16 protein-coding genes are annotated in these 14,447 nt (G+C 69.2%); 12 read left to right on the top strand and 4 right to left on the bottom strand.

What is annotated here, in order from left to right:
• Window positions 1–60: 60 nt before the first annotated feature.
• Both JHD63_RS00505 and hemH read right to left on the bottom strand, forming a co-directional pair.
• Entirely contained in the window at window positions 61–1,119 is a 1,059-nt protein-coding gene (locus JHD63_RS00505; RefSeq protein ID WP_233167448.1) for a GGDEF domain-containing protein, read from the bottom strand.
• Window positions 1,120–1,166: 47 nt separating this feature from the next.
• Window positions 1,167–2,261: a ferrochelatase gene (hemH, locus tag JHD63_RS00510; protein WP_198968698.1), complete on the bottom strand. Its 1,095-nt coding sequence runs from the start codon at window positions 2,259–2,261 to the stop codon at window positions 1,167–1,169.
• 73 nt (window positions 2,262–2,334) lie between these two features.
• On the opposite strand from hemH, the gene JHD63_RS00515 reads away from it, so the two are divergent.
• Window positions 2,335–3,045, top strand: coding sequence for an HAD family hydrolase (locus JHD63_RS00515; protein ID WP_198968699.1), 711 nt, complete (start codon window positions 2,335–2,337; stop codon window positions 3,043–3,045).
• Between the two features lie 13 nt (window positions 3,046–3,058).
• Here the strand turns inward: JHD63_RS00515 and azu are convergent, their stop codons facing one another.
• A complete protein-coding gene (gene azu / locus JHD63_RS00520; RefSeq protein WP_198968700.1) occupies window positions 3,059–3,511 on the bottom strand; it encodes an azurin in 453 nt (150 codons plus the stop codon).
• A gap of 175 nt (window positions 3,512–3,686) precedes the next feature.
• Between azu and JHD63_RS00525 the strand changes: the two genes are divergently transcribed.
• From JHD63_RS00525 to JHD63_RS00570, 10 genes are all read left to right on the top strand, one after another.
• The gene (locus JHD63_RS00525; protein ID WP_198968701.1) at window positions 3,687–4,340 is read left to right on the top strand and encodes an OmpW/AlkL family protein; all 654 of its coding nucleotides are present in this window, start codon (window positions 3,687–3,689) and stop codon (window positions 4,338–4,340) included.
• A gap of 59 nt (window positions 4,341–4,399) precedes the next feature.
• Window positions 4,400–6,718, top strand: coding sequence for a heavy metal translocating P-type ATPase (locus JHD63_RS00530; RefSeq protein WP_198968702.1), 2,319 nt, complete (start codon window positions 4,400–4,402; stop codon window positions 6,716–6,718).
• Window positions 6,718–6,855 carry a cbb3-type cytochrome oxidase assembly protein CcoS gene (ccoS, locus tag JHD63_RS00535; protein ID WP_198968703.1) on the top strand — a complete coding sequence of 46 codons (138 nt, stop codon included), beginning with the start codon at window positions 6,718–6,720 and terminating at the stop codon, window positions 6,853–6,855. The genes JHD63_RS00530 and ccoS overlap by 1 nt, the downstream gene beginning before the upstream one ends.
• A 69-nt stretch (window positions 6,856–6,924) precedes the next feature.
• On the top strand, window positions 6,925–8,364 hold the full coding sequence (gene ccoN, locus JHD63_RS00540) for a cytochrome-c oxidase, cbb3-type subunit I (protein ID WP_198968704.1): 1,440 nt from the start codon (window positions 6,925–6,927) through the stop codon (window positions 8,362–8,364).
• A gap of 9 nt (window positions 8,365–8,373) precedes the next feature.
• A complete protein-coding gene (gene ccoO, locus JHD63_RS00545) occupies window positions 8,374–9,000 on the top strand; it encodes a cytochrome-c oxidase, cbb3-type subunit II (protein WP_198968705.1) in 627 nt (208 codons plus the stop codon).
• A gap of 11 nt (window positions 9,001–9,011) precedes the next feature.
• On the top strand, window positions 9,012–9,158 hold the full coding sequence (locus JHD63_RS00550) for a cbb3-type cytochrome oxidase subunit 3 (protein ID WP_198968706.1): 147 nt from the start codon (window positions 9,012–9,014) through the stop codon (window positions 9,156–9,158).
• Window positions 9,155–10,081 carry a cytochrome-c oxidase, cbb3-type subunit III gene (gene ccoP / locus JHD63_RS00555; RefSeq protein ID WP_198968707.1) on the top strand — a complete coding sequence of 309 codons (927 nt, stop codon included), beginning with the start codon at window positions 9,155–9,157 and terminating at the stop codon, window positions 10,079–10,081. The genes JHD63_RS00550 and ccoP overlap by 4 nt, the downstream gene beginning before the upstream one ends.
• Before the next feature lie 16 nt (window positions 10,082–10,097).
• Window positions 10,098–11,540, top strand: a complete 1,443-nt coding sequence (ccoG, locus tag JHD63_RS00560; RefSeq protein WP_198968708.1) for a cytochrome c oxidase accessory protein CcoG — start codon at window positions 10,098–10,100, stop codon at window positions 11,538–11,540.
• Between the two features lie 29 nt (window positions 11,541–11,569).
• Window positions 11,570–11,845, top strand: a complete 276-nt coding sequence (locus tag JHD63_RS00565; protein WP_233167450.1) for a FixH family protein — start codon at window positions 11,570–11,572, stop codon at window positions 11,843–11,845.
• A 4-nt stretch (window positions 11,846–11,849) separates the two neighbouring features.
• On the top strand, window positions 11,850–12,095 hold the full coding sequence (locus tag JHD63_RS00570) for a hypothetical protein (RefSeq protein ID WP_198968709.1): 246 nt from the start codon (window positions 11,850–11,852) through the stop codon (window positions 12,093–12,095).
• On the opposite strand, the gene JHD63_RS00575 is transcribed toward JHD63_RS00570, so the two are convergent.
• Window positions 12,076–12,792: a helix-turn-helix domain-containing protein gene (locus JHD63_RS00575; protein WP_198968710.1), complete on the bottom strand. Its 717-nt coding sequence runs from the start codon at window positions 12,790–12,792 to the stop codon at window positions 12,076–12,078. The genes JHD63_RS00570 and JHD63_RS00575 overlap by 20 nt on opposite strands.
• Window positions 12,793–12,916: 124 nt before the next feature.
• On the opposite strand from JHD63_RS00575, the gene hemN reads away from it, so the two are divergent.
• Window positions 12,917–14,332, top strand: coding sequence for an oxygen-independent coproporphyrinogen III oxidase (gene hemN / locus JHD63_RS00580; protein ID WP_198968711.1), 1,416 nt, complete (start codon window positions 12,917–12,919; stop codon window positions 14,330–14,332).
• Window positions 14,333–14,447 lie beyond the last annotated feature (115 nt).

The raw sequence follows: 14,447 nt of genomic DNA on the forward strand, positions 1-14,447 counted from the left end.
GAAGGTCGCAGCAGGGCTTGATGCTATTTTATTTGCAGCAAAAATGCGCCGGCGCCTGGCTCAGTGCCCTGTCGACACCCGGTTGCGCCCCAGTTCCTTGCTGCGGTAGAGGCCGCGGTCGGCGCGGGCGATGGCCTCCCTCAGTGCTTCTTCCGCCGCCAGTTGGGCAACGCCGAACGACGCCGTGCAGGCGACGACCGTGTCGCCGTAGCGGATCGTGTTGGCGAGCACCGCCTTGCGCATGCGCTCGGCCAGCAGGACGGCCGCGGCCTCGTCGGTGGCTGGCAGCACGAACAGGAATTCCTCGCCGCCCCAGCGCGCCAGGATGTCCTGTTCGCGGCACAGCGCCGCGAACAGCGCGCCGACCTGCGCGAGCACGTGGTCACCGGCCTCGTGGCCGTAGTGGTCGTTGACCTGCTTGAAGTGGTCGATGTCCGCGATCACCAGCGAACTGGGTATTCCCATGCGATGCGCCTGCGCGATCGCCGGCCCGGCCTGCGCCAGCAGGTTGCGCCGATTGGACAGGCCGGTGAGCGGGTCGGTGGTGGCCATCTCCATCAGCTTGCGCTCCGCGCGGCGCACCGTGAGGTAGTAGAAGCGCGCCGTGTAGGCCGCCATGGCGAACACGATGGCCACGTTGAAGCTGTGCACCGTCAGCAGCCCGGCGCTGCTGAGCGGCGCCAGCGCGCCGGTCATCTGGGACACGGCATGCAGGCCCAGGTAGTAGAGGTAGAGCAGCAGCAACAGCAGGAGCGAGCCGCGCCGCGAGCCGCTGACCACGATGGCCGGAATGAACATCAGCAGGTAGTAGTGAAAGCCGCTGTCCCAGCCGACCAGCAGGGTGCCGATGGCCGCGTGCCCCAGCACCTCGAGCCAGATCAGCAGCAGCGCAGGCGTGTTGATGCGCTTGAGCAGCAGCCAGTAGGCACCGCCGTAGAGGGCGATGCTCGCGACGTTGACCCAGGCCAGCAGCGGCGAGCCGAAGAACAGGAACAGCACCAGCAAGACGACGTCGACGCCGGCGGCGACGACCGTCACCCGCCGCGACATGATCCAGAACGCGCCGTGCGCGAGTCTGCTGCCGGAGTCGGCGCTACGTTGCGGCCTGGGGGAGGGCAACCTGGACTCGCTGGTCGGCTAGCCGTCAGGACTGCGGGCTGCGCGGCTCATGCCGCCGCGCCCCGTTCCCGCGCGCGCGCTGCCGAGGCCTCCAGCGCGCGCGCATCGGGCACCCGCCGCGTCGGCCAGCCGGCCATGTGCTGCTGGGCGATGCCGCTGAGCGCGGCAATCCAGGGGTGGCTGTCGTTCAGGCAGGGGATGTAGTGGAACTGCTCGCCGCCCGCATTCATGAAGGCGTGGCGGGCCTCCATGTTGATCTCCTCCAGCGTCTCCAGGCAGTCGCTGGTGAAGCCGGGGCAGACCACGTCGACCCGCTTGACGCCCGACTGCGCCAGTTGCACCAGCGTGGGCTCGGTGTAGGGCTCCAGCCACTTGGCCTTGCCGAAGCGCGACTGGAAGGTGACCTTCACCTCGTGTTGGTGCAGGCCCAGTTCCGAGGCCAGCAGGCGCGCGGTCTTCAGCGCCTCGCAGTGGTAGGGGTCGCCCAGCTTCAAGGTGCGTTCCGGCACGCCGTGGAAGCTCATCAGCAGCACCTCGCCGCGGCCCTCGGCGCGCCAGTGGGTTTCCACGCGCGCGGCCAGGGCGGCGATGTAGCCGGGGTCGTCGTGGTAGCGGTTGACGAAGCGCAGCTCCGGCAGGTGGCGCTGGCGCGCGCTCCAGGCGTTCACCGCGTCGATCACGCTGGCCGTGGTGGTGCCCGAGTACTGCGGGTAGGCCGGCAGCACCAGGATGCGGGTTGCGCCCTCGGCCTTGAAGGCGTCGAGCTGCTCCGGGATGGACGGGCTGCCGTAGCGCATGGCGTAGCGCACCAGCACCTGGTGGCCGGCCTCGCCGAGCCAGCCGCGCAGCATCAGTGCCTGCTTCTCGGTCCAGACCTTCAGCGGCGAGCCCTCGGGCGTCCACACGCTCCTGTACTTGGCCGCGGACTGGGCGGGGCGCGAGCGCAGGATGAAGCCGTACAGGATCGGCTTCCACAGCAGCGGCGGGATCTCGACCACGCGCTGGTCCGACAGGAACTGCTCCAGGTAGCGGCGCACGTCGGCCGGCGTGGGCGTGTCCGGGGTGCCGAGATTGCACAGCAGCACGCCGATGCGGGGCGTCTGGCCGTGGGTGAAAGGGGGTTCGGGGGCGAAGGGGGGCAAGAGGAGTCCTGGGGCAGCGCGAAACGCGGCGCGTGGGCGGCAAAATGGGAATGTCCGCTATTTTCGACCAGCCATGCCCTCGCATTCCACCCTAGATGTATCGAAAGTTCGCGCAATCAGCCTGGACTTGGACGATACGCTGTGGCCGGTCTGGCCCGCCATCGGCCGTGCCGAGCAGGTGCTGCACCGCTGGCTGGGCCGGCATGCGCCGGCCACGGCGGCCCGGTTTGCCGACCCGGCGGCGCTGCGCGCGGTCCGCGCCCGCATGGAGCAGGCGCTGCCCCACCTGCGGCACGACCTGAGCGCGCTGCGGCGCGAGTCCATCCGCCACGCGCTGCAACAGGCCGGCGACGACCCGGCGCTGGCCGAAGCGGCCTTCGAGGTCTTCTTCGCCGAGCGCCAGCGTGTGGACTTCTACGAGGACACGCCCGGCGCCCTGGCGCGCCTGGCCGCGCGCTGGCCGCTGGTGGCGCTGTCCAACGGCAACGCCGACGTGCACGCCGTGGGCATCGGCCAGCACTTCCATGCCAAGGTCGGGGCGCGCGAATGCGGCTTCGCCAAGCCGGATGCGCGCATCTTCCAGGTCGCCGCCGACGCCGCCGGCGTGCCGCGCGAGGCCATGCTGCACGTGGGCGACGACGCCGCCCTGGACGTGCTCGGCGCGCTGGAGGCCGGCGTGCAGGCCGCCTGGCTCAACCGCAATGGGCTGGCCTGGGAACATCCGCGGCGGCCGCAGGCGGAGGTGGCGGACCTCGCGGCGCTGTGCGACCTGCTGGGAAGCTGACCGACCCGGCGGCCTACTTGACCAGCTTGAGCGTGCCCTTCATGAGCGCGGCATGGCCGGGGAACGAGCAGAAGTAGGTATAACTGCCATCGGCCGCGAGCTTGGCCGTGGAGAAGGTGACGCTGTCGCTCTCGCCGCCGCCCACCAGCTTGGTGTGGGCCAGCACGCGGGCATCGCCGGGCTTGACGTAGTTCTGCGCGGCGCCGGCGGCGATGCCGTCGGTGATGACCGCCTGGACGTCGGCCGTCTTGCTCAGCACCCAGTTGTGGCCCATGGCCTGCTTGGGCATCTTGCCGCTGTGCTTGAGCTTGACCGTGAACTCCTTGCAGCTCTTGCTGACCTCGATCACGGACTTGTTGAACTGCATGGCGTCGTTGCCGTCGATCTCGACGGCGCAGTCGGCGGCGAAGACGGGAGCAGAGGCGAAGGCCAGCACGGCGAGTGCGGCGAGACGATATCTGAGCATGGGTGAGGGTCTCCAGAAAAAATGGGGTGCGCGCAACGTTGCGCGCTTGCGAGGCTATTGTGATGGCCTGCCGCCGCGGACCCGTGATCTGGATCAAGGACGCATCGCGTCGCTTTGCCGACACTGGCTTCAGTCGCCGGTCACGTCGACCGGCCCTCACTGAAGAGAGAACACCATGAGAAGCATCCTTGCGCGCGCCATCGTCGGCACCTCCCTCGGCGTCATGTCCATCCTGCCCGCGGCGGCACAGGAGGCACAGGGCAACTGGCTGGTCCGCGCCCGCGCCGTGCGCCTGGACACCGCCAACAAGTCCGACCCCATCGCGGCGCTGAGCGTGCCGGGCGATGCGATCACGGTCAACGACAAGACCATTCCCGAGCTTGACGTCACCTACTTCTTCACGCCCAACATCGCCGCCGAACTGGTGCTGACCGTGCCGCAGAAGCAGAACGTGACGGTGCGTCAGAGCGCGCTGGGCGGTCCGGTGGACATCGGCACCTTCAAGCACCTGCCGCCCACGCTGATGCTGCAGTACCACTTCATGCCCGAGGCAACCTTCCGCCCCTACGTGGGCGCCGGCGTCAACTACACGCGCATCAGCTCGGTCAAGCTGGCGGTGCCCACCGTGGGGCAACTGGGCCTGGACCACAACAGCTTCGGCTTTGCCGTCGGCGCGGGGGTGGACATCGCGCTGGCCAAGAACGTGTTCCTGAACTTCGACATCAAGAAGGTGCAGATCAGCTCCGACGTCAAGTTGGGGGGGCAGAAGCTCTCGACCGTGAAGATCGACCCCTGGCTGTTCGGCGTGGGCATCGGCTATCGCTTCTGAAGCGGTCGGCCTTGATCCAGGTCAAGCCGGCCTGAGCGGCGCTGGTTAGCCTTGAGGGCATGCAAGCCGCGCTCTCCACCGCCCACCCCCTGCCGGCCGCGCCGCAGCCGGTCTGGTCGGTGCTGGATGATCCGGCCGAGTGGCCGGCGTTCAGCCGTGCGCTTTCGCCGGACGGTGCGGCGGGGCGCTGGGAGTCGCAGGTCGTGGTCGAGGGCATGCACTGCGCGGCCTGCGCGTTCACGGTAGAAGCCGCTCTGATGCGGGTGCCGGGCGTGGTCTCGGCCGAGGTCAACGCGGCCAGCCGGCGCGCGCGTGTCGTCTGGTCGGCCGCGGCCGTCAAGCCTTCGCGCTGGTTCGAGGCCAGCGCGGACGCCGGCTACCGGCTGGTGCCGGCCGGCCACATCCTGGCCGGCGCACGCCGTGCGCGCGAGTCGCGGCTGGCGCTGTGGCGCTGGCTGGTGGCGGGCCTGTGCATGATGCAGGTCATGATGTACGCCTACCCGGCCTACATCGCCCAGCCCGGCGACATGAGCGACGATGCAGCGCAGTTGCTGCGCTGGGCCTCCTGGGTGCTGACGCTGCCGGTGGTGCTGTTCTCGTGCGGGCCGTTCTTCCGCAGCGCCTGGCGCGATCTGCGGCAGCGCCGCATCGGCATGGATCTGCCGGTGGCCTTGGGCATGGCCATCACCTTCGTCGTCAGTAGCGCGGCCACCTTCGACCCCCAGGGGCCGTTCGGCCACGAGGTGTACTTCGATTCGCTCACGATGTTCGTGTTCTTCCTGCTGACCGGCCGCTGGCTCGAGTCGCGGCTGCGCGAGCGCACGGCCGGCGCCCTCGACGCCCTCATGAACCGGCTGCCCGACAGCGTGCTGCGGCGCAAGGCCGGCGGCACGTTCGAGCGCATCGCGGTGCGGCGGCTGGCGCTGCACGACGTGGTGCGCGTGCTGCCCGGCGAGGCGTTTCCGGCCGACGGGCGCGTGGTCGCCGGCGACACTGCGGCCGACGAGGCGCTGATCACCGGCGAGTCTCGCCCGGTCGCGCGCCCGTGCGGCGCGCGCGTGCTGGCGGGCAGCCACAACGTCGGCGCGGCGGTCGAGGTACGCGTCGAGGCGCTTGGCGCGGACACCCGCTTCGCCCAGATCGTCGCCCTGATGGAGAGCGCTTCGCTGCAGAAGCCGCGCCTGGCGCAACTGGCCGACCGCGCGGCCCGTCCATTCCTGCTGGCGGTGCTGGCGGCGGCCGCGGGCGCTGCTGCCTACTGGTGGCATGTCGATTCGGGCAGGGCCCTGATGGTCGCGGTGGCGGTGCTGATCGTGACCTGCCCCTGCGCGCTCTCGCTGGCCACGCCGGCGGCGATGCTCGCGAGCGCGGGCCGCCTGGCGCGCGGCGGCGTGCTGGTGCGCAACCTGCAGGCGCTGGAGGCGCTTGCCGCGGTCGATACCGTGGTATTCGACAAGACCGGCACGCTCACGCGCGACACGCCGCGGCTCGAACGGGTCCATTGCCGCCAGGGCCTGCGGCCGGGCGATGCCGTCGAACTCGCCGCCGCGCTCGCGGCGCAGTCGCTGCATCCGGCGTCGCGCGCGCTGGTGCGGGCGTGGGAGGACCAGCACCGCGTGCCGCCGGACTGGACCGTGGAGCAGCTCACCGAACACGCGGGGCAGGGCCTCGAAGGCCGCGTGCGCCGCGATGGCGGATGGGCGGCACACGGCCTGCGCCTGGGGTCGGCGGCATTCTGCGGCGTGCCGCAGCTGGCGGTGGAGGCGGCGCAGGTGCATCTGGCCGACGAGCAGGGCTGGGTGGCGAGCTTCGTGCTGGCCGAGGATCTGCGCGAGGACGCCGCCGCGGCCGTGTCGGCCCTGGGCGTGCAGGGGCAGGCCGTGTGGCTGCTGTCGGGAGACGGCGATGCCGCGGCGCGCGAGGTGGCGCGGCGCGCCGGCATCGAGCACGTGCTGGGCGACTGCACGCCCGAGGACAAGCTGCGCCGGCTCGCGGAACTGCAGGCCCAGGGCCGCACGGTCGCGATGGTGGGCGACGGCCTCAACGACGGGCCGGTACTGGCCCAGGCCAACGCCTCCTTCGCCTTCGGGCGCGCGGTGCCGCTGGCGCAGGCCAATGCCGATTTCGTGGTGCTCGGCGATGCGCTCGATGCCGTGCCCGGCGCCATCGCGCAGGCGCGCCGTACCCTGCGCGTGGTGCGGCAGAACCTGGCGTGGGCCGCCGGCTACAACGCGCTGTGCGTGCCGTTGGCGATCGCCGGCTGGCTGCCGCCCTGGCTCGCCGGGCTGGGCATGGCTGCCAGTTCGCTCGCGGTGGTGCTCAACGCCGCGCGGCTGGCCGGGCAGGCGCCGGGCGGCAGGCCGGGGGCGCCCGCCTGATGGACATCCTGTTCCTGCTGATTCCGTTCTCGGTGGTGCTGGTGCTGGTGATCCTCGCCGGCCTCTGGTGGGCGGTGGAGCGTGGGCAATTCGACCACGTCGAAGGCGAGGCCGAGCGCATTCTGCACAACGATTGACTTGCATCAACCCGGTGCGCGCGCTGCGCCGGGACACTCGAAGCCAGTTTCAATAGAGAAGGCTCCACGATGCATGCTTCGAATCAACCCACCCCGGTCTACAGCGACACGGTGGTGCGGCAATTCGCCCTCATGTCGGTGGTCTGGGGCGTGGTCGGGATGCTGGTCGGGGTGATCATCGCCTCACAGCTCGCCTGGCCCAGCCTCAACTTCGGCATTCCCTGGCTCAGCTACGGCCGGTTGAGGCCGCTGCACACCAACGCGGTGATCTTCGCCTTCGGCGGCTGCGCGCTCATGGCGACCAGCTTCCACGTGGTGCAGCGCACCTGCCAGGTCCGGCTGTTCGCGCCGGCCCTGGCGTCCTTCGTCTTCTGGGGCTGGCAGGCGGTCATCGTGGCCGCGGCGATCAGCCTGCCGCTGGGCTACACCAGCGGCAAGGAGTACGCCGAGCTCGAGTGGCCGATCGACATCCTGATCACCCTGGTCTGGGTGGCCTATGCGATCGTCTTCTTCGGCACGATCGGCGTGCGCAAGGTGCGCCACATCTACGTCGCCAACTGGTTCTACGGCGCCTTCATCATCGCCGTGGCGCTGCTGCACCTCGTCAACAGCGCGGCCATTCCGGCCGGCTGGATGAAGAGCTACTCGGCCTACGCCGGCGTGCAGGACGCGATGGTGCAGTGGTGGTACGGCCACAACGCGGTCGGCTTCTTCCTGACCGCCGGCTTCCTCGGGATGATGTACTACTACGTGCCCAAGCAGGCCGGCCGCCCGATCTACTCGTACCGGCTGTCCATCGTGCACTTCTGGGCGCTGATCTTCACCTACATGTGGGCCGGCCCGCACCACCTGCACTACACGGCGCTGCCCGACTGGACCCAGTCGATCGGCATGGTGTTCTCGCTGATCCTGCTGGCGCCGAGCTGGGGCGGCATGATCAACGGCGTGATGACGCTGTCGGGCGCCTGGCACAAGCTGCGCACCGACCCGATCCTGCGCTTTTTGATCGTCTCGCTGTCGTTCTACGGCATGTCGACCTTCGAGGGCCCGATGATGTCGATCAAGACCGTCAACGCGCTCTCGCACTATACCGACTGGACCATCGGCCACGTGCACTCGGGCGCGCTCGGCTGGGTCGGCCTGATCTCGATGGGTTCGCTCTACTACCTGATCCCGCGCCTGTACGGCCGCACCCAGATGTTCAGCGTGAAGGCGATCGAGCTGCACTTCTGGATGTCCACCATCGGCATCGTGCTCTACATCGCCGCGATGTGGATCGCCGGCGTCATGCAGGGCCTGATGTGGCGCGCGATCAACGACGACGGCACGCTGACCTACACCTTCGTCGAGAGCGTGAAGGCCACCTATCCCTACTACGTGGTGCGCATGCTCGGCGGCGCGCTGTACCTGGGCGGCATGCTGGTGATGGCCTGGAACGTCTGGATGACGGTGGTCTCCGGCTTCTCCAAGCCCTCGCCGATCCCGCAGCCCGCCATTGCCCACGCCTGAGGACACGCCATGAGTTCGAATACCCCCGAGGCCGGCTTCTCGCACCAGAAGATCGAGACCAACAACTTCCTGATGATCGTGCTCATCCTGCTGGTGATCGCGGTCGGCGGGCTGGTCGAGATCGTGCCGCTGTTCTTCCAGAAGTCGACCACCGAAGCGGTCGCCGGTGTGCAGCCGCTGACGCCGCTGCAGCTCGCCGGCCGCGACATCTACGTGCGCGAGGGCTGCTACAACTGCCACTCGCAGATGATCCGTCCGTTCCGCGCCGAGACGCTGCGCTACGGCCACTACTCGGTCGCTGGCGAGTTCGTCTACGACCACCCGTTCCAGTGGGGCAGCAAGCGCACCGGGCCGGATCTGCAACGGGTCGGCGGCAAGTACAGCGACGAATGGCACCGCATCCACCTGAACAACCCGCGCGACGTGGTGCCCGAGTCGAACATGCCGGCCTACCCCTGGCTCGACAAGGCGCCGCTCGACGGCGCCCAGTCGGCCGCCCACATGACCGCGCTGCGCCGCGTCGGCGTGCCCTACACGGACGAGCAGATCGCCGCGGCGCCGGCCGAGGTCAAGGGCAAGACCGAGATGGACGCGCTGGTCGCCTACCTGCAATCGCTCGGCCTGGCACTCAAGTAAGGAACGCAGCGATGGACACCATCACCACCTTGCGCATCGTCGCCACGCTGGCGTCGTTCGCCACCTTCATCGGCATCCTGGTCTGGGCCTATTCGCGCCGCAACGCCAAGGGCTTTGAAGAGGCGGCGCAGCTCCCCTTCGAAGAGGATCCGTCATGAGCGATTTCATCAACGACTTCTGGCCTTATTTCGTGGCCGCCATCTCGCTCGGCGGCATCCTGGCCTGCGCGCTGCTGCTCTGGTGGACCGCACGCTTCCGCGGCCCGGCCAGCGCCGACAACACCACCGGCCACGTCTGGGACGGGGATCTGCGCGAGATGAACAATCCGCTGCCGCGCTGGTGGATGGGGCTGTTCGTGCTCACCATCGCCTTCGGCATCGGCTACCTGGTGCTGTTCCCGGGCCTGGGCCGCTACAGCGGCACGCTGGGTTGGACCACCCAGGGCGAGTACGCGGCAGAGATCGAGAAGGCCAATGCCCAATTGGGCCCGGTCTACGCCGCGTACGCTGCGCAGCCGGTCGAAGGGCTGGCCGGCGACCGGGCGGCCATGGCCATCGGCGAGCGCCTGTTCCTCAACAACTGCGCCCAATGCCACGGCTCGGACGCGCGCGGCGGCAAGGGCTTTCCGAACCTGACCGACGGCGACTGGCTGCACGGCGGCACGCCCGCGGACATCGAGCAGACCATCCTGCACGGCCGCATCGGCACCATGCCGCCGATGGCCGAAGCCGTCGGCTCGGCCGAAGACGTGAAGAACGTCGCCAACTACGTGCTGAGCCTGTCGGGCAGTCCGCACGACTCGCTGCGTGCCGGTCTGGGCAAGAGCAAGTTCACGGTCTGCGCCGCCTGCCACGGCATCGGCGGCACCGGCAACACCGCGATCGGCGCGCCCAACCTGACCGACAAGATCTGGCTGCACGGCTATGGGCAGGATGCGATCATCGCCATGATCAACGGCGGCAAGGTCAACCAGATGCCGGCGCAGCAGGGCCGGCTGACCGATGCGCAGATCCACGTGCTGACCGCCTACGTCTGGGGTCTGTCGAACAAGCCTGCCGCTGGCGTGGCGCAGGCGCAGTGAGGCCGCCCGGATCGACATGAGCGACTCCTTGTCCAGACCGGCGCCATCCTCGCGCACCGTGATCCCGATCGCGGTGGCAGAGGAGAGCGTCGGCCTCTATGCGGCACACCAGAAGATCTATCCGCGCAGCGTCAGCGGCACCTTCGCGCGCTGGCGCTGGGCGCTGGTGTTCGCCACGCAGCTCGTGTTCTATGGCCTGCCCTGGCTGGAATGGGGCCAGCGGCAGGCCGTGCTGTTCGACCTCGGCGCGCGACGCTTCTTCCTGTTCGGGCTGGTGCTCTATCCGCAGGACCTGATCTACCTCACCGGGCTGCTGGTGATCTCGGCGCTGCTGCTGTTCCTGTTCACCGCGGTGGCGGGCCGCATGTGGTGCGGCTATGCCTGCCCGCAGACGGTCTACACCGAGATTTTCATGTGGGTCGAGGAGAAGATCGAGGGCAGCCGCAACGCGCGCATGCGGCTAGATCGCGAAGGCCTGTCGGCCGAGAAGCTGGTCAAGAAGTGGTTCAAGCATGTGGTCTGGATCGGCATCGGGCTGTGGACCGGCTTCACCTTCGTCGGCTACTTCTCGCCGATCCGCGAGCTGGGCATGGAGTTCCTGCAGACCCGCATGGGCTCCTGGGAGGTGTTCTGGGTCCTGTTCTACGGCTTCGCGACCTATGGCAACGCCGGCTTCATGCGCGAGCAGGTATGCAAGTACATGTGCCCCTATGCGCGCTTCCAGAGCGCCATGTTCGATCGCGACACGCTGATCGTGAGCTACGACACCGCACGTGGAGAGCCGCGCGGCGTGCCGACGAAGGCGATGGCGGCCGGCGCGGCGGCGCGAGGCGACTGCATCGACTGCAAGCTGTGCGTGCAGGTGTGCCCGACCGGCATCGACATCCGCCAGGGGCTGCAGTACGAGTGCATAGGCTGCGGCCTGTGCGTTGACGCGTGCAACATCGTGATGGACAAGATGGCCAGGCCGCGCGGCCTGGTCCGCTACGCCACGCAGAACGGCATGGCCGGGCGCTGGACGGCGCGGCAGGTGCTGCGCCGCGTGCTGCGGCCGCGGGTGCTGATCTACACCGGCGTGCTGCTGGCCCTCTGCGCCGGCATGCTCATCAGCCTGGTGGTGCGCACGCCGCTGAAGGTCGACGTGGTGCGCGATCGCGCGTCGCTCGCCCGCATCGCCGAAGGCGGCCAGCTCGAGAACGTCTACCGCCTGCAGATCATGAACGCCACCGAGCAGGTGCAGCGCTACCGGATCGAGGCCAGCGGCCTGGACGGGCTGCACGTGGCGTCCGACCCGGTGGTCGAGGTGGCGCCGGCACAGTCGCGCTGGGTGGCGGTACGGCTGCAACTGCCCTATGGCGCGGCGCCGAGCGGCTCGCACAAGGTGAATTTCGACGTCCGCGCCGAAGGCGGAGAGGGCGGCGGCGTGTCCGAGCAGGCCATGTTCCTGGTGCCGCGATGAGTCAACGTCAACCAATCAAGGAGGCCATGATGACCGAAAAGGATGATGCGAGCAGCCCCTGCCCGCCGTGGTACCGCTTTCCGCTGGTGTGGATGGTGATCGGGGGCCCAGGCATTGTGGTGATCGCGAGCTTCGTCACGCTGTGGCTGGCGCTGGGTACGCCCGATCCGGTGGTGGACCAGGACTACTACCGCAAGGGCGTGGAGATCAACCGCACGCTGGCCGACAAGAAGCTGATGCCGGCGCTGGCCGGGCGCAACCATGCGGCGACGCCGGGCTCCGACGTGCCGGCCCCGAGGCGCTGACGCCATGCAGGCGCGGCGCTGGATGTGGATTCTGTGGCCGGCGTTCCTGCTGGCCTGCGCGCTCGAGGCCCTGGTGTTCGCGCTGGTCGACCCGGGCGACCTGAACTGGCACGGCCAGGCGCTTGGCGCGTCGCGCCAGGCCATCTACACCATCGGCTTCTTCGTCTTCTGGCTGCTGGGCATGGGCGCCGGCGCTCTCACGCTGATGCTGGCACGCCCGGCTTCGGAGATCAACCGCCCGGAGAGTTGACGATGCGCCGCAGCGCTTCGGGGCCGACGATGCGCACGTTGCGCTGCTCGACCTCGACGATGCCGTCGGCCGCGAACTTCGACAACGTGCGGCTCACCGTCTCCAGCTTGAGCCCGAGGTAGCTGCCGATCTCCTCGCGCGTCATGCGCAGCACCAGTTCCGAGCGGGAGAAACCGCGCGCATGCAGCCGCTGCACCAGGTTCAGCAGGAAGGCGGCCAGCCGCTCCTCCGCCCGCATGCTGCCCAGCAGCAGCATCACCCCGTGCTCGCGCACGATCTCGCGGCTCATGATCTGGTGCACGTGGCGCTGAAGGGCCGTCACCTCGCGCGAAAGCTCCTCGATGCGGTGGAAGGGCATCACGCAGACCTCGGAGTCTTCCAGCGCCACGGCGTCGCAGGTGTGCTGGTCGTTCACGATACCGTCGAGCCCGATGATCTCGCCGGCCATCTGGAAGCCGGTGACCTGGTCGCGCCCGTCCTCGCTGGCCACGCGGGTCTTGAACACGCCGGTGCGGATCGCGTAGAGCGAGGTGAAGGGCTCGCCGTCGCGAAACAGCATCTCGCGCCGCCGGACCTTGCGGCGCGTGGCGACCAGGTCGTCGATGCGCTGCAGTTCCCCCGGGCCCAGGCCCACCGGCATGCAGAGTTCGCGCAGATTGCAGTTGGAGCAGGCGACCTTGATGTTTTCGGGTTTCATTGATGCAGTCGGAGCCATGCGCGGATTGTCCGTTGCGCCGTGGCTCGGATGCTTGACAAGCGTCAAGTGATGCCGGCCGCGACAGCGGCATAGTGGCGCACCAAAGCCCCTGCCGTCGCCCGCAATGCTCCCCGCCACCGCTCCAGCCCCCACGCCGCCCAGCCCGGTGCCCGCGCCGTCCGTGCTGCGGCGATTCGACTGCACCGGGCCGCGCTACACCTCCTATCCCACGGCGGACCGCTTCGTCGACGCCTTCACGGCAGACGACTATGCGCAGGCGCTCGAGCAGCGCAGCGGCGCGGGCGCGAGCGCTCGGGCGCTCTCGCTGTACGTGCACATACCGTTCTGCGATTCGCTCTGCTACTACTGCGCCTGCAACAAGATCGTGACCCGGCACAAGAGCCGGGCGGACGAATACCTCGGCTACCTGACGCGCGAGGTCTCGCTGCAGGTCGCCCGGCTCGGACGCGGCGCCGTCGTGCGCCAGCTCCACCTGGGCGGCGGCACGCCGACCTTTCTTGACGATGACGGCCTGCGCGCGCTCATGTCCATGCTGCGAGAGTCTTTCGCGCTGTCGCCCGACGGCGAGCACTCCATCGAGATCGACCCGCGCACCGTCGACCGCGAGCGCCTGGTGACGCTGGCCGGGCTCGGCTTCAACCGGCTGAGCTTCGGCGTGCAGGACTTCGACCCGGACGTGCAGAAGGCGGTGCACCGGGTCCAGCCCGCGGCGCAGGTATTCGATCTGATGGCAAGTGCGCGCGGGCTCGGCTTCGACTCGGTCAACGTCGACCTGATCTACGGCCTGCCGCGCCAGAGCGCCGCATCGTTCGACCGCACGCTGGAGCAGGTGTGCGCGCTGCGGCCCGACCGCATCGCGCTCTACGCCTACGCCCACCTGCCCGAGCGTTTCAAGGCCCAGCGCCGCATCGCGACCGAGACGCTGCCCGACGCCGCGGCCAAGGTCGAGATGCTGTCGCGCTCGATCGCCGCGCTCACCGCCGCCGGCTACGTCTACATCGGCATGGACCACTTCGCGCTGCCCGGCGACGCGCTGGCGGTGGCCCGGCGGCAGGGCCGGCTGCACCGCAACTTCCAGGGCTACAGCACGCAGCCGGACTGCGACCTGGTGGCATTGGGCGTATCGGCGATCGGGCGCGTCGGCGCCACCTACAGCCAGAACGCCAAGACGCTCGAGGAGTACTACGACCTGCTCGACCAGGGCCGGCTGCCGGTGGTGCGCGGCCTGGCGCTCACGCGCGACGACGTGCTGCGGCGCGCGGTGATCATGGCCATCATGTGCCAGGGTCAGGTCGATTTCGAGACCATCGGCGCGGCCCACCTGGTCGACTTCAGACAGAGTTTCTCCAGTGAACTCGAAGCGCTCGCGCCGCTGCGGGCGCAGGGCTTGGTGGAGCTGAGCGAGCGCCAGCTCGAGGTCACGCCGCTGGGCTGGTTCTTCGTGCGCGCCATCGCCATGGTGTTCGACCGCTACCTGCAGGCCGACCGCAACCGGGCGCGCTTCTCGCGCATCGTCTGAGGGGCGGGGCGAGCCATGCAGACCGCACTGGCTGGCACCTGTCTCTTATACACATCTAAAAAAGGGGGGGGGGGGGGGGGGGGGGGGGGGGGGGGGGGGGGGGGGGGGGGGGGGG

The sequence above is a fragment of the Xylophilus sp. ASV27 genome, from assembly GCF_016428875.1.
Lineage (GTDB): Bacteria > Pseudomonadota > Gammaproteobacteria > Burkholderiales > Burkholderiaceae_C > Xylophilus.